This is a genomic window from Macrococcoides goetzii, from assembly GCF_002742385.2.
Taxonomy (GTDB): Bacteria; Bacillota; Bacilli; order Staphylococcales; family Staphylococcaceae; genus Macrococcoides; species Macrococcoides goetzii.
In genome coordinates this window covers 339634-365261 of sequence record NZ_MJBI02000001.1, presented here as the reverse complement: position 1 = coordinate 365261, position 25628 = coordinate 339634, and the positions used below count along the sequence as shown (strand labels likewise).

Here is a 25628-nt window from a genome sequence, read left to right as displayed (position 1 = left end):
GATTATATCAATAAAATAACAAAATATTCAGAAATTTTAAAGAAATAAACTATTATTTTTAATATGTCACACGTAAAAATCTTATCAGTATATATAAATTGAAATTATCACGTCAAAATTATCTTAAAGTAAATATTGAGATATTTTAATTCAAAAAAAATGATCAATATAGTCGCATTTTTGATTTTTAATTATCATATAACGTAAAATGAATTATGCTGCATGTCAAACCCCAGCAAAAGTGGAATTTTTATTTAGAAATAATAAATCATTCTCACTTTTTATTCAATACCTACTGTTTCTAGAACCACAGTTTATCGATACTTAGACAAAATAGAAAATAAAAATATTAAAAGTAAATGAGAGGTAAACAATTCTACCTCTCATTTGATAATTAAAGTTTGTTTTTGTTTATTAAGTAACGTGTCATATTGATATATACATTATATGTATCATACTTTATCACCTAAAAGGGGATGTTGATTGTTATATTCAATCAGTAAAATCAATCGGATTAAGTGAAATTGTTACACATTCAATACGTTAGATTTTTGGTTACCATTACTATAAGGACTAAATAATGTCGCTTTTTGGATTTATTTAGTCATTCTTCTCAGTCAGATACTCTAAAATGTATTAATCAAAATCTAATGAATCAATCTATAAACAGTATCATGAAAAATATCTATATGGATGATATTGTTTACTTGGGGAGTGATAAATAGATAGAGAAAAGAATAAATAAAATTCCTAAGCCAATCAAAATTTTATAATAAAAATTTTGATGTCTCTTAATAAAACCAACAAATGTTAAAAATATACCTAATATCATTGAAAAAATCATTGCAATAAAACCCATTTTTATTCGTTCCTTTCCAATTTAATTATTCTGTCATGACGTCTAGCTATATCTAAATCATGAGTTACCGTGATAATGGTGCTTTTAAACTCTTTATTCATTTCAAATAATAAATCAATAATATGCTCTTTATTAGTAGGGTCTAAAGATGCCGTAGGTTCGTCAGCTAAAATTACTTCTGGATTCATAATTATTCCTCTAGCGAAAACAGCTCTGGAGCGTTGACCACCGGAACACTCAAGTGGCTTCTTTTTTAATATGGATTCAATTCCTATTTTTTCAACAATTTGATGAAAATTAGATGTCATATCTATTTTTTTTGACTTAGCATATAATAGAGGTAATTTAATATTGTCCTCTATAGTCAATGAATTGATAAGTGCTGAATCTTGTAGAATAAATCCTATTTTCTGATTACGATAATTTGCTAATATATCCTTAGATAAATTTTTGACTGGTAAATTAAAAATCTCGTAATTTCCTTCATAATTATTATCGAGTAGACCTAGAATATTAAGAAGTGAAGTTTTTCCAACACCAGATTCACCTATTATAGCGATTTTTTCTTGTTCTTTAACTTCTAAAGTGAAATTTTTTAATATAGCTTTTTTTTGCTTCTTATGTATTTTTCTTTGTATATTCAAATTAATTACATTATTCATTGTAACACCCCTAGTGATATTGGAATACTTTTTATCTTCTTTAAAGATATTTCTACTATAAGTATACTGATAATTATATCAATAATTATAACTATTAATAAAGCTAACCAATCCATATCTAGCAATCCAAATTTCCCATAGGTGGCGAAAATAGCATCTTTTTTTAACCAAAAACTATATCGATTAAAAGCAGTAATTATAAATAAACCTATTATATTAAGAAAAAGTAATAATCCAAAGTAACCATAAAAAATTCTCCTTAATTTCGAATAGCTTAAGCCCACTAATAAATTAATTGTAATATCACTTATCATTAGACGTATACTCATTAAATTATTCCAAATAGCTACAGATATAACTATTATGAGTAATATAATCGTGATACTGCCAATAATTTTTAACGAGTTCATATAATAGTCTTCAAAGTAATTAAAATTTTCTTGTTGGCTAAAAAAGTTAAACTTTAAATTTGTATTTTCTTCTATATATTTACTTAGTTTTAGAGCTTCTTTTTTAGTCGAATGAATAAGAATCAAATCCATAAGACCGTTAACTTGAAGATCAATTTTTGAATTTTGAAGAATTTTATTATTAACAGGTACAAATATTGAAAAGTTAAAATAGTTCTTTGAGTTAGGAGCATAAAAATTAGAATGATAAAAATCCTTTTCTAGAACACCTTTAACTTTCAAGTTTATTGGGTTTGGCAAAGATGAATCATTTATCTTTATTACTGATCCAATAGGATATGTTTTTGCTAAACCATATCCTATCAAAACTGGTATCTCTTCAACATTTAATTCATCTTGAAAGTCCAATTCTTCACCTTCAAACAAATTAAAACGATTTATTTTATAAGCATCTTTATTAATGTAATTAAGTGTGATTTCCATATCATTTTTATTATTTAGAGATGTTACAAATCCATTTGCTTGAAAAGCATATTCATAGTTATTACTTAAATACTCATATATTTTTTGAGTGTCCCCTTTTTTTAAGCTATTAAAATCTGATTTACTATTTGGATCTAAATTAGCAATAAAATTCCCTTTTTTATTCAATATTTCTATTTTGTTATATCCTTGAGAGGTAGATATTATTGAACGTGCCGCTGTAAATGAAAAATAGTTGGCAAGAAATAATAATGCTATCATACCCAAAACAAGTATGGGTCTTTTTAAAAAAATTCTAGTTAAAAAAAATTTAAAAATTTTCATTCTGTTTCACCTGACCTGCACTTATTATAATATATGTGACAAAAATAAAAATTAAATAGAGATTACCTTTAACATCTATTTTTAGGTAAATATTTAATACAAGAGATATTAAAAAAGCAATGAGTAATATACATACACTATCTAGTATATATCTTTTTATTATTTGTATCATTGTATCTCCTACGAGAATACGACAGAATACTTCTGTTTTTTTGCGCCCTAAAAATTGATAATGAAAGATTATTATTATAAATGAAAATAAAATTAATGTGATATAGTAGTACTCTGATAAGCTTTGTAAAAAAGATTGTAAGATAAATGAATTTGATAGATTAAAGATTTGTATATTCATAAGTAGTGTATTAGAGATAAAACATACTATATAAAGAATACAAATCTCAAAAAAATCAATAAATCTAAAAAGTGAGTATCGCATCCTATCGCCCCTTTAAGATTAATATTTTAATATTAAGTAAATTTTACTACAAATCTAAAAAAATACAATTCACAAATAGAGAATTTTACTAAATATATACAAAATCTGATAAAATAGGTACTTCATTCTTTGCTATATTATTTAGTACATCATTAGTATTATTACTAGCTTATTTAACAAATAGACAAATTAAAATCGGATTTTTTATTAACGAATACAACTGAACAAGAACAAAAGTATCTCATGGAGATATTCGAAATAAGAAGCCGTGAAAAATCATTAATACTTTGTTCCCAAATGACTTCCGTAGAATGGCATAAGAAATTAGGGGGTGGAGCCATCGCAGATACGATTTTAGATCGTGCTGTATCAAAATCATATAAAATATTTTTAGAAGGAGAATCGTTGAGAAAAATTAAATAAAATCACTGGTACCAATCGTCCGATTTGTATGGTAGTAAAAAACGCGATTTACATGGTACCGTAAATCGCGTTTTTCAGTATTAATGTTTATGAACCAACATTGGAAGAAATTTTTATTAATACAGGTAGTAAAAATTAATATTTAAAATAACACTAAATATAATTTTCATAATGAATAAGCACCTACAAAATCATTTGTAGGTGCTCATCATTTATTACCCTCTACGTCTAGAAATCAAAGAATGTTCATTTAAACTAAATGTACTACGTACACGCATCATTTGATCAATACGTTCTTCTGCTAATCGTTCAGCTGCTAAAGCTGTAGAAATGTTATCACGTTTTGCGATTTCAAATACTTTATCCATCTGGTCATAAATTTCATTTACTTTTTTCGTCGCACGGTCTTGGTTATAGCCGTTTAATTCATCAGCTACATTTATAACTCCACCAGAGTTTACAACAAAGTCAGGTGCATAGATAATGTTTCTTTCTTTAAGCATTGCTGCGTGTCTTTCCATGTCTTTCAACTGGTTATTAGATGATCCACATACTGCTTTAACTTTCAATTGTGGAATTGTGTCATCATTAAGAATCGCTCCTAATGCACATGGTGCAAAGATATCCGCTTCAACTGAGTAAATTTCATCTGGCTTCACTGCAGTTGCTCCAAAGTCATTTACTGCTCTATCAATTGATTCCTGGAAGATATCCGTAACGATTAATTTCGCACCTTCTTCATGTAAATATTTACATAAAGTATAAGATACATTTCCTACCCCTTGTACAGAAATTGTCTTACCTGCTAAACTATCATCACCGAATGCTTCTTTTGCCGTACGTTTCATCGCACGATATACCCCTAATGCTGTCATCGGACTTGGATTTCCACTAGATCCGTAGCTTTCTGATAATCCTACGACAAAGTCAGTTTCTTCATGCATAATATCCATATCAGTAACTGTTGTACCAACGTCTTCAGCTGTAATATAGCGTCCGTTTAAACTTTGAATATAACGGCCTAATGCTCTAAATAATGCTTCAGATTTATCTTTTTTAGGATCTCCGATAACAACTGTTTTCGCGCCACCTAAGTTAAGTCCTGCTGCTGCATTTTTATATGTCATTCCACGTGCTAAACGTAATGCATCTTCAATCGCTTCTTCTTCTGTTTCGTATGGCCACATTCTGCATCCACCAAGCGCAGGGCCAAGTGTTGAATCATGTATCGCGATAATCGCTTTTAATCCACTTGCATTATCCTGACAGAATACAACTTGCTCATAGTCATATTGTTCTAAAGTCTTAAAAATCATTTTATTTCCCCTTTTCATAAAATAATTATTAGGTTAACACTTCCTATTTTACATTAAATATTATGTTTATAAAACAAAAATATTCATTTTTAAATTTATTTCTGTATATTTTAGTTCGATTTCCGATATATTATTATTATATTCTATAGAATATTTATGTACTTCAACTCGCTAAAGCGCTTACAATATGCTATTTGAACATATTTTAGATTCTTTTATTTATTCATGATTTTTAACTCTTATTATATTTATATAATAATTTATTTATTATTAATATTATGATGTTTTTTTGTTATAATGCTATTGGTAGGTGAATTTATGAAAAAGATGATCGCACTTCTTGTATTAGTTATTCCAATTTACTTTGCAGGTTTAGGTATCAAATGGATGCGAGATGCTGTTTTTGGTATTCTTGTCCCAGAACTCCATTTTATTTGGCTGCAATTTTTAATTGGATTTATCTTAATGGTACTTGGTGTTAGTTTTGTAGGCGGCTATATTCTACATATCGAGAAGAAAAGTAAACGTGCACAAGAAAAATTTTATAAAAAACAAGAGAATCAATCCTTATAATGGATGATTCTCTTGTTTTTATATTTTAATCAATGTTGTTTTAACAAATAATCATTTTTTAGTTTAACCGCTACTTCTACTTCATCTGTTATAATGGCATCGATTCCTTCTTCCAGCCAATACTGTATTTCTTTTGCGCGATTAACGGTATAAACACGGGCTGGTAAATTATATCGTACTACTTCTTGTCTTTTCGCGTCGTTCATATAACTTTTTCCGTAAGGATGCACTGATTTAATACCATGTGACTCCATATATATCCACGGCTCTCCTAATTCTTTATCCGTAAGTAATGCTGTGTCATAGCTCGGATCAATCTTTTCTATGTACAATAAACTTTCAAGATTAAAGCTTGATATAATAATACGCTCTTTCATGTCATATTGACTTAATAGTTTAATGAGTGTTTCTTCAAGCACACCTTCCGTAACACCTTTTATTTCAATATTTAACGTCATATCGGTTGTAATGATCCAGTCCATCACTTCTTTTAACGTCGGTACTTGTTCATCAGTTACTTTAAATAAACCATTCTTATTACGTGCATTTTTGATTTCATCTAATGTTAATTGATTGACACGACCTTTTTGATTGGTAGTACGATTTAAGGTTGGATCATGGATGACAATAATTTCATTATCGACAGTCATATGTATATCAAGCTCTATACCATCTGCCCCATGTTCATAGGCTTTTTTAAAGCTTAGCATCGTATTTTCTGGATAAAGTGCTGCATACCCTCTATGTCCAATTATTTTAGTCATGATAATCCTCCATAAGGTAATCAATCAGTTCGCCACTTGTCGGTCGATTTAATTTGCCACGTTTGTTAAACACTTCCTGTAAACCGTTATCCCATGCTTTTTCAATTGCATGTCGAATAGAACGTTCTACATTCGCGTTCTTTACATTGTTTCTCTCTGCAATCTTTGGATATAAATCAATTGTTAAATGTACTTTCTTTGCTCGTTCTTGCTCGCTTCTGGCAGATAATATTTCAATGGCATCCTGTATATATCGTGTACCTTTATGTTTTTCTTTAAATCCTAACTGTTCTAATTTATTTTGTCTGAGAACAGATTCATCAATATTACAGATCTGACAAATACGATTGACAAAATTATCAAAATTAATCGGCTTTAAAATGAAATAATCAGCTCCGGAATCCATTGCTTCTGACAGCACAGAATCTTTTCCAAACGCACTTAAACAAATAATTTTAAAAGGATGATTCGTTGGAATATGCTCTTTTAACAGCGTAATTCCATCGATATGTGGCAATATCAGGTCAAGTAACAGTAAATCAAATTCAATATCATTGATCATATTAAGGGCATCCTTACCGTTATGACACATTCCGACGACCTGCAAATTATGTTTTTCCAGATGTGTTTTTATTGTTACTGCGAGTTCTCGTGAATCTTCAATAATTGCAACTTTAAGTACCATACTTCTTCATCCTTTTTTACTTCTTATTTTGATTGATTAATTCAGCTGCATGTTCTAATGTGAGTGGCGTCACTTCAACACCTGAGATCATTCTTGCAACTTCTTTTATGCGTGATTCTCCATCGAGTTCAGTTACTCTTGTAGTCGTTCTGTCATCTTGTTCTTTTTTCTCGATATAAAGATGATGATCACTAATTGCAGCAACCTGTGGCAAATGTGAGATACAGATAACCTGTATATGTTGTGAAATATCATACATTTTCTCAGCCATTTTTTGAGCGACTTTCCCAGAAACACCTGTATCTACTTCGTCGAATAAAATTGCTGTCTTGCCTTTAGATTCTGCAAATATACTTTTTAAAGCAAGCATCATACGACTTAGTTCTCCACCGGATGCTATTTTCTCAAGTGGTTTCAATGGTTCACCTTTATTTGGGCTAATCATAAATTCTAAAGATTCAATACCAGTTGCAGTTGGTTCTGTCTTAGTAAATGCCATTTCAAAGTTTGCACTTTTCATCTCTAAATTATGAATTTCATCCAATATTTCATTGCGCAGTGTTTGAGCTACTTTACGTCTTGCTTTGCTTAAATCATTACCAAGTGATAAAAGTTTTGACTTTGTCTGTTGTATTTCGTTCATCAATTGAGTAGTAGATTCTTCAATATTTTCAATCGTATTAATTTCTTTTTCTAACTCATCAATAAAAGGTATCAGCTCATTTAGAGGTTTTCCATACTTACGTTCCAGAAATTGTATTTCATTCATACGCGTCTCTAACTGATTAAGTTCATTCTCATCATATTCATTTTGAGTCATTGCATCATGTAATGCATGTTTCGCATCATCTAATATATAATATAGTCCTTCAGAGTCTTCTAATGTCTTACTAAACTTGTTCGGAATAATTTCATCCACTTCCTTAAGTGATGCATTAAATTCAAATAGTAAATCTAATATTTGATTCTCTTCGCTTAATAGATTGACAGATTTCGTTAAAGCATCATTAAGTTTTTCATAGTTTTGCAGTCGATTAATTTCTTCTGTTAACGTTTCTTTTTCTGAGGCGATTAATTGCTTCTCACTTAATTCTTTATGCTGATATTTTATTAAATCTAACCGTTGTAACAATTCTTCATCTTTTTGCTGCAAGTTTTTCAGTTCATTCGTTTTCTCAACATATTGTTTAAATGTTATCTTGTACTCCGATAGTAATGTATCATAATTACCTTTTGCATAATCATCTAATAATGTCAGATGATATTTTGGTTTTAATAGTGTCTGTGTTTCGTGTTGGCCATGAATGTCCAAAAGCTCCTGCATGATACTTTTTAACTCTGTTAATGTTACGGTCTGATTATTGATCTTACATATGCTTTTACCCGTCTTTAAAATTTCACGTTTAACCAACATAAAATCATCTAATGGAATATCTTTTTCAATGAGCATATCCTTTACTCGAGGATTATGGTCTATATCAAATATACCTTCAACAATCGCCTTATTCTCACCATGACGCACTAAATTCTGACTTGCACGCATACCGATAAGTTGTCCGATTGCATCGATAATGATTGATTTACCTGCACCAGTTTCTCCACTAAGTACTGTTAAACCATCTTTTAATTCAATTTCTAATGCTTCGATTATTGCAAACTGTTTTATAGATAACGACAAAAGCATATAAAATCCCCCAATTAAAGCATGTTAAATATACGTTCAGTAATCACTTCTCCTGCTTTTTTATCTTTACAGATTAATAGACAAGTATCATCCCCACAAATCGTACCAATGACTTCTTCCCATTCTAACTGATCTAAAATAGCACCGATTGACTGTGCATTTCCAGGTAAAGTTTTTAAGATAAGTAAATTGTCAGCACTATCCAATTTAACAAATGAATCCATTAAATAGCGTCCTAATTTATCAAGTGGATGGTATTTTCTATCTCTTGGTAGTGAGTAAATATATTGTCCACTAGGTGTGGGTACTTTAATTAATTGTAATTCTTTTATATCACGAGATATAGTTGCTTGTGTTACATTTAAATTATATTCATTTAATTTCTCAACGAGATCTTCCTGTGTTTCTATTTGTTGATTGGAGATGATCTCTCTGATTTTAATTTGTCGGATGGTTTTATTCGCCATACCTACGCCCCCTTGTTCCTGTATAATTATACAGATAATTTTAGCATACATACAATTTATTGTATACGAAAAAACCACCGAATTTCCTTCGGTGGTTTAATCATTTAATATGTTAAATGCTTGTTCCACAATCATTGCTGTTGATTGTGACTGATTTTTATCAAAGGTAACATCATTAATAATTTCATCATTATCAGTAATAACTTGACTATGTAATAAATATTCAATATTTCCTTTTTGACCTGTAATTGGTGAAAAGGTAATACCATTGACTTGAATATTCAGTTTCTTACATAGCTGGATCATTTCATCTAAAACCCGGATATGTTCATCTTTATCGTGAACTATTCCTTTATCAACAAATTCATATCTTGCTTCAAATTGAGGCTTGATGAGTGCAATAATTGTAGCTCCGTGTTCTACTATTTCAACAAGTTTATTGAGAATTACCGATAAAGAAATAAAACTTACGTCTATCGTAATAAAATTCGGTATCGGATTAAACTGTTCTTTTGTCACATATCTAAAATTTGTCTGTTCCATAACTGTAACTTTATCATGAATGCGTAAACGATAGTCTAATTGATTCGTACCGACATCCAAAGCATATGAATGACGCGCGCCATTTTGTAATGCACAGTCTGTAAATCCACCAGTTGAAGATCCGATATCAAGATGAATGACATCAATTAAATTTAAATCAAAATAGTCAATTGCTTTTTCAAGCTTATATCCACCACGACTTACATATTTTTTTCGCTTATCTTTTACGCGGATTTTTGCAGTTATAGGATTAATTTTCTCTCCTGCAGTATCAATGCGGATATTATCATTAAAAATGAGCCCTGCCATGACAGCACGCATAGCGGCATCTTTTGTTTCATAATAGTCATGTTCAACGAGCCAATCATCAATTCTAATTTTTTTCATGTTTACGCTTCAGTGATTGTTTTATTTCATTGATGATATTTGCTTTTGAAATTCCGATATCATTCAGCAATAATTCTACATCACCATGCTCAATATATTCATCGTCAATACCGATTCGTTTAATATCTATATGCTGATGGTTATCATTGAAGTAATTGACGATTAATGATCCAAAACCACCGCTCAACATTGACTCTTCAACTGTAATTATCGCTTTATCTTCCTGTGCAATCTTATCCAGATAGTCTGTATCTAGTGGTTTAATAAATCGTGCATTAACCACTTCAATAGTGATACCTTCTTTTAATAGTTCATCACGCACTTCTTCAATAAGTTGTAATGTCGGTCCGAAACTTAGTACGGCGACATCCTGACCATCATGAATGGTTTCCCATGTACCATATGGTACGGGTTGCAAATTATCATCAACATCTACACCAATTCCATTTCCTCTTGGGTAACGTATCGCAATAGGTCCTGAGTATTCATAAAAAGCACTATGCAGCATATGACGTGCTTCATTCTCATCTTTTGGCATCATAATTGTAATATTAGGCATATGACTTAAGAATGGTATATCAAACACACCTTGATGTGTTTCACCATCTGCACCAACAAGACCTGAACGGTCAATACCAAATACAACATGTAAGTTTTGACGATCAACGTCATGTAACATTTGATCATAAGCACGTTGTAAAAATGTTGAATAAATTGCAACATACGGTTTCATGCCATTCGCAGCTAGTCCAGCCGCCATTGTAACTGCATGTTGTTCAGCGATACCGACATCAAAGAACTGCTCAGGTAATTCTGCCTGGAACCTCGTCAACTTACTTCCTACAGGCATCGCTGGCGTAATTGCAACAATATGTTTATCATTTTCTGCAAAACTTTGTACCGTGTCACTGAAGATTTGACTCCATGCGGGTGCTTTTGAGCTACCTTTAACCTGTTCACCAGTTTCTAGTTTATATGGTCCTAATCCATGCCAAGTCCCTATTTTATCGTTCTCAGCAGGTCGATAACCTTTACCTTTTTTAGTAATAACATGAACGATAACCGGACCGTTAATACGTTTAGATGTCTCGAAAGCTTCTTTAAGATCATTAAAATTATGTCCATCTACCGGCCCAACATATTTAATACCAAGTTCTTCAAAGAATACACCTGTAACAACAAGATATTTCAGACTATCTTTAATGCGATCAGCTGAATCTCTTAACTTATGACCACCCGGTAATTTACTCAAGAAACCATCAATATCAACTTTTGCTCGATTATAATTTTGATTTGTACGTAATCGACCAAACATATTGTGCATTGCACCAACATTTGGTGCTATACTCATTTCATTATCGTTTAAGACAATCGTCATATCAGTTTTATCATGTCCGATGTGATTTAATGCTTCTAACGCCATACCACCCGTTAAAGCACCGTCACCGATAATCGGCACGACATCATAATCTTCACCTAGAATATCACGTGCTTTCGCCATTCCAATTGCTGCTGATAATGACGTTGAAGAATGACCTGCTTCCCATACATCATGTGGACTTTCATTTAGTTTCGGAAATCCACTTAAACCTTTGTATTGGCGTAAAGTATCAAATTTCTCTCCACGGCCAGTTAAAATTTTATGAATATATGCCTGATGCCCTACATCAAAGATAAGTTTATCCTGTGGACTGTTAAAACTTCTATGCATGGCGATTGTTAATTCTACAACACCTAAATTTGCCCCGATATGCCCACCGGTAATTGCACATTTCTCTATAAGAAACTGACGAATATCGCCACTTAATTCAACTAACTCATCATCTGTTAAATTTTTAATAAACGATGGATCTTTTATTTTCGATACATCCATGAATTCCCACCTACATCTCTCTTACTTTAATATGTTTCCTATTATATCATTGTTTACGAATGCATGAAAAATAAAAAAAGCCCTGCAAAGGCTTTTATTTGTTTCTATTGACAATAAAATCAATTAATTCTATAAGCGGCGCTTTGCTTAGAGTAATATTGCCAACAATTTCTACAGTGTCATTATAGATTTCATTTAGTCTTTGTTTAGATGCTTCCAGACCAATTAGAGAAACGTAGGTGCTTTTTGCATTTTCTGCATCACTTCCAACAGCTTTTCCGATTGATTCGAAATCACCTTCTACATCTAAAATATCATCTTTTATCTGAAACATTAATCCAATATTTCTTCCTACTTTATCTAGTGATGATAGAATATCATCATTCAGATTTAGGATTATACCTGCAGCATAGATAGATGCGTGAATTAAATCTCCTGTTTTATGATGGTGAATGGTCTCTAAAGTAATCATATCAATTGATTTATTTTCGCTCTCCATATCAAGCATTTGTCCTGCGACCATACCTTTTGACCCGGCAGCATCAGATAATAAAGCTAAAAGTTTTATTTTTGTTGCATCAGAATAATTAGCATTAATGATCTGGTGAAAACTATCAGTTAATAATGCATCTCCTGCTAATATCGCTGTCGCCTCACCAAAAACTTTATGATTTGTGAGCTTACCTCTACGATAATCATCATCATCCATCGCTGGAAGATCATCATGAATCAATGAATATGTATGTATCATTTCAACCGCCAAGCCAAATGCTAATCCATCTTTAGGATCACCACCTAGACTCTCAAGCGTTGTCATTAACAGTAACGGACGAACACGTTTACCTCCCGCTTTAAGCGAATAGATTATCGAATCATTTAATTGTGAAGACACAGCTTTTTCTTGATAGAGTTTATCGATTGCACCATTAATCGTCTCAATATATCCCTTATTCATTTGTATCTGCCTCTTGAAGCTTTGCAATTTTCTCCTCTGCTTCTTTCAGTTTATCCTGACAAGCTTTAGATAATTTCACACCTGCTTCATAAAGTTCTATCGATTTTTTAAGAGACACATTTTCATTGTCAAGTTGTTTAACTATCGTTTCTAATTCATTCATCATCGTTTCAAAATCTTTAGCCATGGAAGACACCCCTAGTTATTTCTTTTCAATTATTTCACTGATTACTTTACCATCCTTTATTTCAACTTCTAACACATCACCAATGTTAACATCATCTACAGAACGCACAATGAAATCATTATGACGCGTAATACTATAGCCACGCAGTAACGTTTCAGTCGGGCTTAAGCTACTAAGCAGTGCCAGACGAGATTGAAATGCTGACTGTTTCAACGACATCATATATTGAATTGTTCTATTTATCTGATGTTGTTTATTCTCAATATCTTTTTGAAGTTGACTTACTTTATCCTGTAAAGTTTTAGGCGTAATAAATTGTGTCAATGTTGATGTACGATGCTTTTCTTGTTGCAGCATCGTATTCATCATGTACTTCATATTATTCTGAATTTCATCGATTCGCTGAACCTTTTGTTCAACAAGCATATATGGATTCTTAAAAATATAATAATTCTCAAGCTGATTTAAGTGTTGCATTCGATGACGTAATATATTGTTAATTTTATGATTCATGAACTCACGTGCTTTTTTAATCTGCGCATCTAATTCACGGACGTCAGGCGTTGCAAGAACGGCCGCTCCAGTTGGGGTTGGCGCACGTAAATCAGCTACAAAATCTGATAAAGTTGTATCTGTTTCATGACCAACTGCTGAAATGATTGGTGTGCGTGCGTTATAGATGGCTTCAACGACAATGGATTCGTTAAAAGCCCATAAATCTTCGATCGATCCTCCACCACGTCCAAGAATAATTACATCAGCATCGATAGCATCTGCCTGTTCAATATTTTTTACGATATCTTCTTTAGCACCTGCACCTTGTACAAGTGTTGATATATACGTTACTTCTGCTAGAGGATATCGATTATTTAAAGTAGTACGTATATCCTGTACAGCCGCTCCTGTACTTGCTGTAAGTACTGCAATATGCTTCGGGTATTTTGGTAAAGCCTGTTTATGTTCTCTATTAAAATATCCTTTTTCCTGAAACTCTTTTTTAAGTTGTTCAAATTTCTCATATAATAACCCAATACCATCAAGCGTCATCGTATTAACATACAATTGATAGTTGCCTCGTGCTTCATATGATGAAACGCGACCGGTAATAAGTACACTATCTCCCTCTTTAGGAGTAAAAGATAATTTACTGGCATCACGACTAAACATCATACATTGAATAATGGCACCATTATCTTTTAATGCAAAATAATGATGTCCACTGGAGTGACGCTTATAATTTGAAAGTTCACCTTTAATATAGACTTCCTGTAAATAAGGGTCTCTATCAAACTTTACTTTTATATATTTACTTAACGCACTTACCGTTAAATACTTTTCCATATCATCACTACGCTTTATTTTTTATTATTTCACTTAAAACACCGTTGATAAATTTATAGCTGTCATCATCACTATAAGTTTTCGCTAAGTTCACCGCTTCATTAACAACTACTTTTTCTGGTGCATCAGTGTATAAAATTTCATATGTACTCATTCTTAATATAATACGATCAATCTTATTGATACGGTCAAGCGTCCACTGCTTAAGATGCGGTGATATTTTACCATCGATGTCTGTTTCATGAGCTTTCACACCACGAACGATTGATTCACAAAATTCATCCTTTAGAGGAGGTTCAATAATAAAAGCTGTTGCTTCTTCAATTGTAATATCATGTTCTTTTGTTTCTAATTGAAATAAAATTTGTACTGCATGTTGTCTTGATTCTGTTCTTGACATATGTTTCTCCTTCAAAAATTTAGAGGATGCAAGCATCCTCTAAATTAATTTTCTTTAAATTTTACATTAACGATATGCACATTGATTTGTTTCGGACTAATCGCAGTCATATTACCTAATGCATTTTTTATAGATTGCTGTACTTGTGTTGCCGTCTTTGAGATTTTTGTACCATAGTCGAAAGCACAGTATGCATCGATAATGATATCTTCATCTTTGACTTCCACGTTAACACCTTTTTGATTTTTAACGCCTAATTTATCGAGAGATTTGTTCTTTTGAACAAGTGATACACCTTTGACTTCAGATACAGCGATTGAAGCGATGACTTCAATTACACTCGGTGCAATTTCAACAGTACCTAAATTGCCTTTTTTATTTGTTTCAATCATTGATATATGCCTCCCATCTCATATTAATACTATAACATGTTTTAAGTATAATATTAAATGCAAAATAAAAAAACGCATAAGCGCTTTTTTATGAAAGTATTTCATTTTGTTCTAAAAACTTCGTACTATATTTATTAGATTTAAAAATATCATTTTCCATTAATGCAAGATGGAAAGGTATCGTCGTATCAACACCGGTTACAACAAATTCATCAAGTGCACGTTTGGCACACTCAATCGCTTCAGCGCGTGTTGGTTGATGGACGATTAATTTGGCCACCATGGAATCATAAAAGGGTGGAATTTTATAGTTCGTATAACACGCTGAATCTATTCGTACACCATATCCACCTGGCACAACATATTGTGTAATTTGACCTGGAGATGGCATAAAATTCTTATAAGGATTTTCTGCATTAATTCTAAGTTCAATGGCATGTCCTGACATCTTAACATCATCCTGTTGTATTGTGAGTCTTTCCCCTGCGGCAATTTTTATCTGCCATTTCACCAGATCAATGCCTGTCACCATTTCAGTAACTGGATGTTCAACCTGAATACGTGTATTCATTTCCATAAAGTAAAATGCTTTCGTTGCTAGATCATAGATAAATTCAACCGTACCAGCACCTTCATAGTTTACAGCTTCAGCTGCACGCACTGCTGCCTGCCCCATTGCAGTTCTCGTAGTGTCATCTAAAATCGGTGAAGGTGATTCTTCTACAAGTTTTTGCATACGACGCTGAATGGTACAGTCTCGCTCTCCGAGATGTATTACATTACCGTATTGATCGGCTAATATTTGGATTTCAACATGACGAAATTCTTCAATAAATTTCTCTAAATATAACCCTGGATTACCGAAAGCTGTAGCAGCTTCTTGTTCGGTCATCATATAACCATTGCGGAGTTCTTCATCATTTCTTGCTACACGAATCCCTTTTCCACCGCCACCAGCAGTCGCTTTTAAGATAACCGGATAACCCATTTGATTCGCAAGTGTCAATGCATCTTCAACACTTTCTAATAATCCGTCACTGCCAGGAACAACCGGAACATCTGCTTTTATCATTTCTTTTTTGGCTACATCCTTAATTCCCATTTTAGAAATAGAATAGTGGCTCGGCCCAATAAATTTAATTTGACATGCTTCGCACATTTCAGCAAAATTTGCATTCTCAGCTAAAAAGCCATATCCAGGATGAATACCATCGCAACCTGTAGAGCTTGCGATCATTAAAATATTCGGGATATTTAAATAAGAATCTTTTGATTGTTTCGGTCCGATACAATAAGCTTCATCAGCAATTTGAGTATGTAAGGCATCACGGTCTGCCTCTGAATAGACAGCAACTGACTGTATATTTAACTCTTTTAACGCACGAATGATTCTTACTGCTATCTCGCCACGATTTGCGACTAATACTTTCTTCATATTATTTCACCTTAAATAACGGTTGTCCGTACTCAACCATTTGTCCATCTTCAACAAGAATTTCTACAATCACTCCTGAGATTTCAGCCTGAATTTCATTAAATAATTTCATTGCCTCCAGAATACATACTGTGCTGTCAGCATTGACTTTATCACCGACACTGACATAAGGCGCACTTTCAGGTGAAGGTGATTTATAGAATGTTCCGACCATTGGTGCATTTATTGTTTTACCTGATTCTATAGCTTCTGCCTGTGATGTAGTATTTGGTTGAGTTTGTGGTTGTATTTGCTGTGTAGGCATAACTGGTGCTGATGGTACTTCATATGTTGTAGTAATTGGAGCCTGTACTATTTCTTTTTCTTTTTTGATCACAATTTTATATTCATCCTGCTCTAAATTTAATTCAGTTAATGTTTTTGATGCGTCTATTAAATCTACAAGTTTTTTAATATCTTCAAATTTCATGATGTACCCCTTTTTTTATACAAGATTTTATGACTAGTTACTAATTTATTTTATCCTAGTGGTCAGACCAATACAAGAAAAAAATAAAAGACATGCAATATGTGCATGTCTTTATAAAAATTTATAGCTTATCCACGTGATACATATGATCCGTCAGTAGTATTGATGATTAATTTATCACCTTGGTTAACGAATAAAGGTACGTTTAAAGTATAACCCGTTTCAACAGTTGCTTGTTTTGTTGCACCTTGTGCTGTATCACCTTTAATACCAGGTTCAGTTTCTGTTACTTCTAATGTTACAGTGTTTGGTAATTCAACACCTAACGTTTCTCCTTCATACATTTGGATATGAACTTCCATATTTTCTTTTAAGAATTTTAATTCGTATTCAATCGTGCTTTCTGGCAATTCTAATTGCTCATAAGATTCATTATCCATGAATACATGTTGATCACCTGAAGCATATAAATATTGCATACGTTTATTATCGATTTGTGCTTTACCAACTTTTTCACCAGCACGGAATGTTTTTTCCTGAATAGCGCCAGTACGTAAGTTACGTAATTTAGAACGTACGAACGCAGCACCCTTACCTGGTTTTACGTGTTGGAATTCAATAACTCTCCAAATCCCGTTATCTACTTCAATTGTTAAACCTGTCTTAAAATCGTTTACTGAAATCATTAAATTTCCTCCTAATTAGCTCTCTTATAAAATAATAAGGTCTTTTGTTGAATGTGTAAAGCGCTTTAGTCCATTTTTTGTAACTAAAACATCATCTTCAATACGTACGCCACCTAAACCATCGACATATATACCTGGTTCTAATGTTACACACATGTTTTCTTCCAGAACATGAGGAGATTTTGAAGATAACATTGGTCCCTCGTGCACTTCAAGCCCTATGCCATGCCCTAATGAATGTCCGAAATTTTCTCCGTAACCGTAAGATTCAATCACATCTCTCGCAATTTTATCTGCTTCTACACCTGACATACCCATCGTAATTTCATTTAAAGCTTTCATTTGTGATTCTAATACGATGTTATAAATCTTAACCATTTCTTCACTAGGATCACCAACAGCAATCGTACGTGTTATGTCTGATATGTAACCATTATATATCGCACCGTAATCAAATGTAATCATCTCACCAGTCTGAATCACTTTATCACTCGCAACACCATGCGGTAATGCACCACGCACACCACTTGCAACAATTGTATCGAAAGAAGAACCCGTTGCCCCTAGTTCACGCATTTTCATCTCCATTAAGTTATTAACCTGCATTTCAGTCATACCAGGCTTCGTTACCTGTAAGATATAATCAAATGTTGCATCAGCAATATCGGCAGCTTTCTGGATGATTTCAATTTCGTGTGGCTCTTTTATCATTCGAATACGTTCTACTTCTCCAGCAACATTGACAAGTTCATAATGATTACTAAATAAGTTTTGATGTTGCTGATATGTAATAAGATCTCCCTCAAATCCAATAGATTTATAGCCATATGTTTCTATCAACGTGCGAATCTCATCAAGTATCGGTTTACTATGTTTAACAATTTCAAATGCAGATGCTTGATCAGTAGCCTGTTCAATATATCTAAAATCTGTTACTAAAAATTTCTTATCTCTAGAAATGATTAAAGCACCGCTTGAACCTGTAAATCCAGATAAATATCTTCTGTTATACTGTGATAGTACAATAACAGCATCTAATGATTTTTCATCTAACAATTGATTTACTTTTTCAAATTTCATATTTTTACTTCCTCTCTATATATAAGCTTTTTTATAACATTATATATATGTTAACATATATAAAGATACTATTTGAATTGAGGCGTAACAAAATGAAAAAAATATTTTTACTATTATCGACGAGTCTATTACTAACTGCTTGTGGACCTTCAGAAGCAGAACAACTTACGAAAGAAAAGAACACTTTATCTAAAGAAGTTGAACATTTAAAAGAAAAAGTTGAAAACGAAAAAACGAAACATATTTCTAAAAATAACACATTGAATAATATAGAAAACGAACTCAAACAAGCTAAAAGTGGCAACACCATAACAAATGACTTGTACACTCAAAACTTTAAAGCATACACTACTCAATTAGCTACTGCATTTAAAACATACTCTGACATTGAAGGTAAGATTGATCAACTGAAAGGAGATGTGATGGTGTCAGATCGTTTATCAGAAGTAAAACAAACGATCGATGATGCGGTTCAAACATATGAAGCACCATTTAAAAAAGCGAATCCACCTAAAACGTTTGAAGATATCCATGAACAGATTCAGGATGCTAACAAGCATATGAAAATAGCGATTTCTAAGATTAAAAAAGGATATGATAAAAAGGATAAGACGCTTGTTTCAGAAGGAAAAGCTACCTTACAGAAAGTAATCGATCAATTCAATGAAATACAGTTCCAATAAAAAAACTGGCATGATCCATAATATGAATCGTGCCAGTTTTCTTTTTGTATTATCTTCTTTCGATATTCTATATAATAAATGAAAGACTTTAAGTAATTATTTTCGATATGTCCACGCATCGCTTTTATATTTTTCCATTAAACGATTCGTCTCATCTCTTAATGCATCGGTCATTTCAAAAGGAACTAATTTTTTGTTTAAACCTTTTTCAAAACCTTTAAAGAATGCTTCTTCCATCATTTCTATCGTTATTTCTTTATCTGTTAGATCCTGTATACTGACCGCCTTAGAATAAAAGGCTTTTTTCATCTTATCTTTAAGTCTCGGATTTTGATATGTAAATAAGTCAAAAAGCTCGTCAACGTCAATGGACTGCAAAATAGAACCATGTTGAAGTATCACACCTTTTTGACGGGTTTGTGCACTGCCTGCAATTTTACGACCCTCTACAACCAGTTCATACCAACTAGGTGCATCAAAGCAGACTGAACTTCTAGGATCTTTCAGTTTAGCGCGTTGTTCTTCTGTTCTTGGAACAGCAAAATAAGCATCAAAGCCTAAATCAATAAAACCTTCGAGTAGACCTTGAGAAATAACACGATATGCTTCAGTAACAGTCTTAGGCATTTCAGGATGTTCTTCAGGTACGATAACGCTATATGTAAGTTCTTTATCATGTAGTACACCGCGACCACCTGTAGCACGACGTACTAAACCATATCCATTTGATTTTACCTTTTCTAAATCAATTTCTTTTTCTAATTTTTGAAAATAACCAATTGAAAGTGTCGCAGGATTCCATCCATAAAATCGAATAACAGGAGGCAGCTTACCTTCTGAAACAAAATTAAGTAATGCTTCATCCAACGCCATATTAAAATAAGGATCATTTTGCTTCGTATTTAAAAATAACCATTCTTCTTTTTTACTATTTTCCATCTCAATCAAACTCCCCAACGTAATCACACAAAATAAAAATAAAAAGAAAATAAAAGTAAAATAACTTTGAAATCATATGATTTTATTACTATAATAAATCTATGATTATAAAAGGAGGACTACTAAAATGACGATGTGGTATATTTTAGGAATCGTACTTCTTGCTTTGTTAGTTTACATTCTAATTAATTACTCTATCAATCGTAAAGCTGTTACTGAATTAAGTCAAGATGACTTTAAAAGCGGTTTAAGAAAAGCGCAGGTCATCGATTTACGTGAAAAAGCAGATTATGATTACGGACATATTAATGGTGCAAGAAACATTCCAATGACAATATTCAGAACGAGAATGCTTGGGTTACGTAAAGATCAACCGATCTACTTCGTAGATGCAAATGGTATCTCAAGTTATCGTGCAGCTCGTATGCTTAAAAAGCATGGTTACAATAATCTTTATATGCTGAAAAATGGCTATAAAGACTGGAAATATGATTTAAAAGTGAAAAAATAATTTTATAATTTTTTGACGAGACAAATTTGTCTCGTTTTTTTATTTTTAATATAAATAAGCAAAGCACGAAAGAATTCATGCTTTGCTTAAACTTAAAACTCTATATTACTTTTCAATCGTTCCTGAATATTTTAATACTGGTTTACGTGCTGCCATTGTTTCATCTAGACGGCCGATAACAGTATCGTGTGGCGCTTCTAATACGATATCTGGATTTTCTTCTGCTTCTTTAGCGATTTGAATCATCGTATCACAGAATGAATCCAATGTTTCTTTTGATTCAGTTTCAGTTGGTTCAATCATCATACATTCCTCAACATTTAATGGGAAGTAGATTGTTGGTGGATGGAAGTTAAAGTCTAACAGACGTTTTGCCATATCTAACGTTCTCACACCAAGTTTCTTCTGTTTAGAACCACTGATTACAAATTCATGCTTACAATGACGATCGTATGGTAATACGAAGTAGTCTTGTAATCTTCTCATCATGTAGTTCGCATTTAATACAGCCACTTCAGATGCTTCTTTTAAACCGTCTGGTCCCATTGTACGGATATACGTGTATGCACGTAAGTAAATACCAAAGTTACCGTAGAATGGCTTAACACGTCCAATAGATTGTTCACGATCATAATCAAATTTAAATCCATCTTCAGTCTTAATAATATGTGGTTTTGGTAAGAATGGTACTAAATCAGCTTTCACACCAACTGGTCCAGATCCTGGTCCACCACCACCGTGTGGTCCAGTGAATGTTTTGTGTAAGTTTAAGTGAACTGCGTCAAATCCCATATCTCCAGGACGTACTTTACTCATGATTGCATTTAAGTTTGCACCATCATAGTATAATTTACCACCGGCAGCATGAACGATTTCACGAATTTCTAAAATATCTTCTTCAAATAAACCTAATGTATTTGGGTTTGTTAACATGATCGCAGCTGTATCTGGTCCAACTACACGTTTTAAATCTTCAATATCAACTAATCCAAATTCGTTTGATTTTACTGTAACTGTTTCAAAACCAGCAACTGTTGCTGATGCCGGGTTCGTACCATGCGCTGAGTCTGGTACGATTACTTTTGTACGGTTGTGGTCTCCATTTGCTTCGTGGAACGCACGAATCATCATTAATGCAGTCCACTCACCATGTGCACCTGCTGCAGGTTGAAGTGTAACTTCATCCATACCAGTAATTTCTTTTAAGTGTTCTTGTAAATCATAAATCACTTCTAACGAACCTTGAATCGTTTTTTCATCTTGTAATGGATGCGCTGCTGCAAATCCAGCCATACGAGCAACTTTTTCGTTGATTTTTGGATTATATTTCATCGTACAAGATCCAAGTGGATAGAATCCAGAGTCGACACCGTGGTTTTTATTAGACAATTCAGTGTAATGACGCATTAAATCTAATTCAGCGATTTCTGGTAACATCGCACGTTCTTTACGAATGAACTTGCTATCTAAAATATCTTCAACTTTTTTATTTTCAACTTCTAATTCAGGTAATGAATAACTGAAACGATTTTCTTTTGAACGTTCAAAAATTAATGGAGAGCTTCCTTTAAGCATTGAACACACCTACTTTCGCGATAAATGTATCGATCTCTTCTTTCGTACGTAACTCGGTAACAGCGATTAACATATGATTTTCATACTTGCTATCCACTTGACCAAGATCATAACCACCAATAAATCCATCTTCTAATAATTTTTCATTGATTTCAGAAATTGGTGCGTTAAATTTAACTACGAATTCATTGAAAGTTGTACCAGCTAATACTGTGAAACCTTCAGCAATCATTTTTTCTTTCATGTAGTTTGCTTTTTGTAAATTTTGGTTCGCCATCTCGTAAGCACCGTTTTTACCTAATGCACTCATTGCAACAGAAGCTGCTAATGCATTTAAAGCCTGGTTAGAACAAATATTTGAAGTCGCTTTGTCACGACGGATATGTTGTTCACGTGCTTGTAAAGTTAATACGAAACCACGGTTACCTTCGCTATCTTGTGTTTGACCTACTAAACGACCAGGCATTTTACGCATTAATTTGTTTGTTGCTGCGAAATATCCACAGTGTGGTCCACCAAGTTGAGCTGGGATACCAAATACTTGTGCATCACCCACAACTAAGTCAGCTCCAAATTCACCTGGAGGTGTTAATAATGCTAAGCTCATAGGGTTACTTGATACTACGAATAATGCTTTTGTACCTTCTGTGTATGATTTAATCGTTTCTAAATCTTCAATACTACCAAAGAAGTTTGGATATTGAACCATAACACAAGCAGTATCTTCATCGATTGCTGCTTTTAAAGCATCTAAATCTGTCACAGTATCTTTAACATCGATTTCAACAACTTCTAAATGTTGACCCGTCGCATAAGTTTGTAAAACAGCACGTGATTGATCATTAACTGCTTTAGAAACAACAATTTTTTTCTTTTTCGTATGACCACATGCAAGCATTGCAGCTTCTGCAAATGAAGTTCCACCATCATACATAGATGAGTTAGCGCAATCCATACCTGTAAGTTCAGCAATCATCGTCTGGAATTCAAAGATAGCCTGTAATTCCCCTTGAGAGATTTCTGGTTGATATGGTGTATACGCTGTATAGAATTCACTACGAGAAATAACATGATCAACTACTGTAGGAATATAATGGTCATAGACACCAGCACCTAAAAATGATGCGTGTGTGTCACTCGTAATGTTTTTATTTGCAAGCGCAGATAATTCTTTTAATAAAGGTGTTTCTGCTTTACGAGGTTTAATATTTAGATTCCCTTGAAAGCGTACGCGTTCAGGAATGTCCTGGAATAATTCGTCGATAGACTGGATACCGATTGTATCCAACATTTCTTTTTTATCAGTTTCTGTTAATGGAATATAACGATGACTCATTTTTTCAACCCCTTAATTTTTATGGAATGGTGTTTTTACTACTTTAGCTGGTACTAATTTTTTACGTACTTGAACAAATACTTCATTACCAATTTCTGTTTGATCAATATTAATCAATGCTAACGCAATTGAACGACCAGTAGATGGTGATTGTGTACCACTTGTAACATAACCAATTTTATTTCCATCTTTATCTTGAACTTCATAATCTGTACGTGCGATGCCACGTTCTAACATTTCTAATCCAGCTGATTTACGAGTCAGACCTTCTTCTTTTTGTTTTGCAAGAAATTCACGACCAATAAAATCGCCTTTATCTAATTTTACGCTGAAGCCCATTTTAGCTTCGTAAGGAGTAATGTCAGTAGACAAATCTTGTCCATGTAATGGTAAAGCTGCTTCTAAACGTAATGTGTCACGCGCACCTAAACCACAAGGTACAACACCTAAATCTAATAAACCTTCCCAAATTGCAACTGTATCTTCTGCAGCACAGTAAATTTCAAAGCCGTGTTCACCAGTATAACCAGATTGACTAAAGATAACGTTCTTACCGAAGATTTCAACATCTTGAATAAATTCAAACATTTTTAATGATGCAATATCTTCTTTAACTTGTGACTTTAATACTTCCAAAGCTTTAGGACCTTGAACTGCAATTTGTCCGTATTCTTTCGATACGTTCGTTACAGTTACACCATCAATTGTGTGTTGTTGTAACCATTCAAAATCGATGTCTGTATTACCTGCATTTACTACTAATAAATATTTGTTTTCACCAAGTTTGTAAGCAACTAAATCGTCAATTACGCCACCATTTTCGTTACAGATCATTGTATATTGTGCTTTTCTGTCAGTTGTCTTCGTAATGTCGTTCGTTAAAACATTTTGAAGATATTCTACAGCTTTTTCACCTTCAACAATAATCTCACCCATATGACTTACATCGAACATTCCAACATTTTCGCGAACAGCAATGTGCTCTTCTTTAATGCTAGAGAATTGAACAGGTAAACCCCATCCAGAGAAGTCAATTACTTTTGCACCGTCTTCAATGTATTTATCATACAATGGTGTTTTCTTTAATTCAGTCATGATTATCCTCCTAAAAATATAATTAAAAAACAGCATAGCAAATGCTATCCTGTTGATTTCTTCAGGTTACGTCCGAAAATTATCCTTTTGCCTGAGAGTTTATATAGCTTGCCCCTTCGGCGATGATCACTCATTCTCTCTAATTTTCATCATCCGTCATTATTTGATTGTGAATTTCCTGTACACTTAAAGTTACATCATGTTCATTATTGACCTTGATGTATGCGATTTCATTATAACGTGAAATTCTGCTGTTGTACAACTTTTTAATTTCTTCAAACGATTTATTCTGAGCATTGGGACGGTTATTATCACCAACAATTCTATTATACACAGTATTAATGTTCGCATCTACCCAAATATTTAAATTATTTTGCTGTAATATTTCCATATTGTTCGGATTTTCAATTATACCTCCTCCAGTTGCTATGATAATGTTCTTGTTTATATATGTTTTTAATACATCGTGTTCCAATTTACGAAAATAGGCTTCCCCAAATTTTTCAAATATTTCAGGAATCGATAGATTCTCTAATTCAACTATGGCTTTATCCAAATCTATAAAGGGTATATGCATTTTACGAGAAAGTAATTCTCCAACGGTTGTCTTTCCAGCACCCATAAAACCAATTAATACGATTGCCATCATTTCCCC

General features: G+C 32.9%; 27 protein-coding genes and 1 riboswitch. Of the genes, 4 read left to right on the top strand and 23 right to left on the bottom strand.

Annotation, left to right across the window (positions count from 1 at the left end; all coding sequences use genetic code 11):
* Positions 1-861: 861 nt before the first annotated feature.
* Both BFS35_RS01910 and BFS35_RS01905 read right to left on the bottom strand, forming a co-directional pair.
* Positions 862-1521, bottom strand: a complete 660-nt coding sequence (locus BFS35_RS01910; RefSeq protein ID WP_099578381.1) for an ABC transporter ATP-binding protein — start codon at positions 1519-1521, stop codon at positions 862-864.
* A complete protein-coding gene (locus BFS35_RS01905; RefSeq protein WP_099578382.1) occupies positions 1518-2738 on the bottom strand; it encodes an ABC transporter permease in 1221 nt (406 codons plus the stop codon). The genes BFS35_RS01910 and BFS35_RS01905 overlap by 4 nt, the downstream gene beginning before the upstream one ends.
* A gap of 616 nt (positions 2739-3354) precedes the next feature.
* On the opposite strand from BFS35_RS01905, the gene BFS35_RS01895 reads away from it, so the two are divergent.
* Entirely contained in the window at positions 3355-3597 is a 243-nt protein-coding gene (locus tag BFS35_RS01895; protein ID WP_262492306.1) for an ATP-binding protein, read from the top strand.
* A 215-nt stretch (positions 3598-3812) separates the two neighbouring features.
* On the opposite strand, the gene BFS35_RS01890 is transcribed toward BFS35_RS01895, so the two are convergent.
* The gene (locus BFS35_RS01890; protein WP_099578388.1) at positions 3813-4913 is read right to left on the bottom strand and encodes a Glu/Leu/Phe/Val dehydrogenase dimerization domain-containing protein; all 1101 of its coding nucleotides are present in this window, start codon (positions 4911-4913) and stop codon (positions 3813-3815) included.
* A 318-nt stretch (positions 4914-5231) separates the two neighbouring features.
* On the opposite strand from BFS35_RS01890, the gene BFS35_RS01885 reads away from it, so the two are divergent.
* Entirely contained in the window at positions 5232-5486 is a 255-nt protein-coding gene (locus tag BFS35_RS01885; protein WP_099578390.1) for a DUF2627 domain-containing protein, read from the top strand.
* A gap of 29 nt (positions 5487-5515) precedes the next feature.
* Here the strand turns inward: BFS35_RS01885 and BFS35_RS01880 are convergent, their stop codons facing one another.
* From BFS35_RS01880 to BFS35_RS01810, 15 genes are all read right to left on the bottom strand, one after another.
* Complete coding sequence (locus tag BFS35_RS01880; protein ID WP_099578392.1) at positions 5516-6250, bottom strand: glycerophosphodiester phosphodiesterase family protein; 735 nt, start codon at positions 6248-6250, stop codon at positions 5516-5518.
* Complete coding sequence (locus tag BFS35_RS01875) at positions 6243-6935, bottom strand: response regulator (RefSeq protein ID WP_099578394.1); 693 nt, start codon at positions 6933-6935, stop codon at positions 6243-6245. The genes BFS35_RS01880 and BFS35_RS01875 overlap by 8 nt, the downstream gene beginning before the upstream one ends.
* Before the next feature lie 16 nt (positions 6936-6951).
* On the bottom strand, positions 6952-8619 hold the full coding sequence (recN, locus tag BFS35_RS01870; protein WP_099578396.1) for a DNA repair protein RecN: 1668 nt from the start codon (positions 8617-8619) through the stop codon (positions 6952-6954).
* A gap of 14 nt (positions 8620-8633) precedes the next feature.
* Positions 8634-9086, bottom strand: coding sequence for a transcriptional regulator AhrC/ArgR (ahrC, locus tag BFS35_RS01865; RefSeq protein WP_099578398.1), 453 nt, complete (start codon positions 9084-9086; stop codon positions 8634-8636).
* A 96-nt stretch (positions 9087-9182) separates the two neighbouring features.
* A complete protein-coding gene (locus BFS35_RS01860; protein WP_099578399.1) occupies positions 9183-10016 on the bottom strand; it encodes a TlyA family RNA methyltransferase in 834 nt (277 codons plus the stop codon).
* The gene (dxs, locus tag BFS35_RS01855; protein WP_099578401.1) at positions 10003-11889 is read right to left on the bottom strand and encodes a 1-deoxy-D-xylulose-5-phosphate synthase; all 1887 of its coding nucleotides are present in this window, start codon (positions 11887-11889) and stop codon (positions 10003-10005) included. The genes BFS35_RS01860 and dxs overlap by 14 nt, the downstream gene beginning before the upstream one ends.
* Positions 11890-11983: 94 nt before the next feature.
* Positions 11984-12844, bottom strand: coding sequence for a polyprenyl synthetase family protein (locus BFS35_RS01850; RefSeq protein ID WP_099578403.1), 861 nt, complete (start codon positions 12842-12844; stop codon positions 11984-11986).
* Entirely contained in the window at positions 12837-13031 is a 195-nt protein-coding gene (gene xseB / locus BFS35_RS01845) for an exodeoxyribonuclease VII small subunit (protein ID WP_407943209.1), read from the bottom strand. Before xseB ends, BFS35_RS01850 begins: the two co-directional genes overlap by 8 nt.
* Positions 13032-13046: 15 nt before the next feature.
* On the bottom strand, positions 13047-14372 hold the full coding sequence (gene xseA, locus BFS35_RS01840; RefSeq protein ID WP_099578407.1) for an exodeoxyribonuclease VII large subunit: 1326 nt from the start codon (positions 14370-14372) through the stop codon (positions 13047-13049).
* A 7-nt stretch (positions 14373-14379) separates the two neighbouring features.
* Positions 14380-14772 carry a transcription antitermination factor NusB gene (nusB, locus tag BFS35_RS01835; RefSeq protein WP_099578409.1) on the bottom strand — a complete coding sequence of 131 codons (393 nt, stop codon included), beginning with the start codon at positions 14770-14772 and terminating at the stop codon, positions 14380-14382.
* A 44-nt stretch (positions 14773-14816) separates the two neighbouring features.
* Positions 14817-15164 carry an Asp23/Gls24 family envelope stress response protein gene (locus tag BFS35_RS01830; RefSeq protein WP_096076378.1) on the bottom strand — a complete coding sequence of 116 codons (348 nt, stop codon included), beginning with the start codon at positions 15162-15164 and terminating at the stop codon, positions 14817-14819.
* Between the two features lie 88 nt (positions 15165-15252).
* Positions 15253-16599, bottom strand: a complete 1347-nt coding sequence (accC, locus tag BFS35_RS01825; RefSeq protein WP_099578411.1) for an acetyl-CoA carboxylase biotin carboxylase subunit — start codon at positions 16597-16599, stop codon at positions 15253-15255.
* A 1-nt stretch (position 16600) separates the two neighbouring features.
* Positions 16601-17068 (bottom strand): acetyl-CoA carboxylase biotin carboxyl carrier protein, encoded by a 468-nt coding sequence (accB, locus tag BFS35_RS01820; RefSeq protein WP_099578413.1) that lies wholly within the window; start codon positions 17066-17068, stop codon positions 16601-16603.
* Between the two features lie 128 nt (positions 17069-17196).
* Positions 17197-17754 carry an elongation factor P gene (efp, locus tag BFS35_RS01815; RefSeq protein WP_096076375.1) on the bottom strand — a complete coding sequence of 186 codons (558 nt, stop codon included), beginning with the start codon at positions 17752-17754 and terminating at the stop codon, positions 17197-17199.
* Between the two features lie 24 nt (positions 17755-17778).
* Positions 17779-18834 carry a M24 family metallopeptidase gene (locus tag BFS35_RS01810; RefSeq protein ID WP_099578415.1) on the bottom strand — a complete coding sequence of 352 codons (1056 nt, stop codon included), beginning with the start codon at positions 18832-18834 and terminating at the stop codon, positions 17779-17781.
* 92 nt (positions 18835-18926) lie between these two features.
* Between BFS35_RS01810 and BFS35_RS01805 the strand changes: the two genes are divergently transcribed.
* Positions 18927-19517, top strand: coding sequence for an LXG domain-containing protein (locus BFS35_RS01805; protein ID WP_099578417.1), 591 nt, complete (start codon positions 18927-18929; stop codon positions 19515-19517).
* Between the two features lie 96 nt (positions 19518-19613).
* Here the strand turns inward: BFS35_RS01805 and BFS35_RS01800 are convergent, their stop codons facing one another.
* Positions 19614-20456 (bottom strand): lipoate--protein ligase family protein, encoded by an 843-nt coding sequence (locus BFS35_RS01800; protein ID WP_099578419.1) that lies wholly within the window; start codon positions 20454-20456, stop codon positions 19614-19616.
* Between the two features lie 127 nt (positions 20457-20583).
* On the opposite strand from BFS35_RS01800, the gene BFS35_RS01795 reads away from it, so the two are divergent.
* Positions 20584-20967 carry a rhodanese-like domain-containing protein gene (locus BFS35_RS01795; protein ID WP_096076370.1) on the top strand — a complete coding sequence of 128 codons (384 nt, stop codon included), beginning with the start codon at positions 20584-20586 and terminating at the stop codon, positions 20965-20967.
* Between the two features lie 105 nt (positions 20968-21072).
* Here BFS35_RS01795 and gcvPB read toward each other — a convergent pair whose 3' ends face one another.
* The 4 genes from gcvPB to BFS35_RS01775 form a co-directional block, all read right to left on the bottom strand.
* Positions 21073-22542, bottom strand: a complete 1470-nt coding sequence (gene gcvPB, locus BFS35_RS01790) for an aminomethyl-transferring glycine dehydrogenase subunit GcvPB (protein WP_099578421.1) — start codon at positions 22540-22542, stop codon at positions 21073-21075.
* Positions 22535-23878 carry an aminomethyl-transferring glycine dehydrogenase subunit GcvPA gene (gene gcvPA, locus BFS35_RS01785; RefSeq protein WP_099578423.1) on the bottom strand — a complete coding sequence of 448 codons (1344 nt, stop codon included), beginning with the start codon at positions 23876-23878 and terminating at the stop codon, positions 22535-22537. Before gcvPA ends, gcvPB begins: the two co-directional genes overlap by 8 nt.
* 12 nt (positions 23879-23890) lie before the next feature.
* The gene (gene gcvT / locus BFS35_RS01780) at positions 23891-24976 is read right to left on the bottom strand and encodes a glycine cleavage system aminomethyltransferase GcvT (RefSeq protein ID WP_099578615.1); all 1086 of its coding nucleotides are present in this window, start codon (positions 24974-24976) and stop codon (positions 23891-23893) included.
* 66 nt (positions 24977-25042) lie between these two features.
* A riboswitch (glycine riboswitch) is annotated at positions 25043-25126 on the bottom strand.
* The gene (locus BFS35_RS01775) at positions 25113-25619 is read right to left on the bottom strand and encodes a shikimate kinase (RefSeq protein WP_099578425.1); all 507 of its coding nucleotides are present in this window, start codon (positions 25617-25619) and stop codon (positions 25113-25115) included. (Overlaps the previous riboswitch by 14 nt.)
* Between the last annotated feature and the right edge of the window lie 9 nt (positions 25620-25628).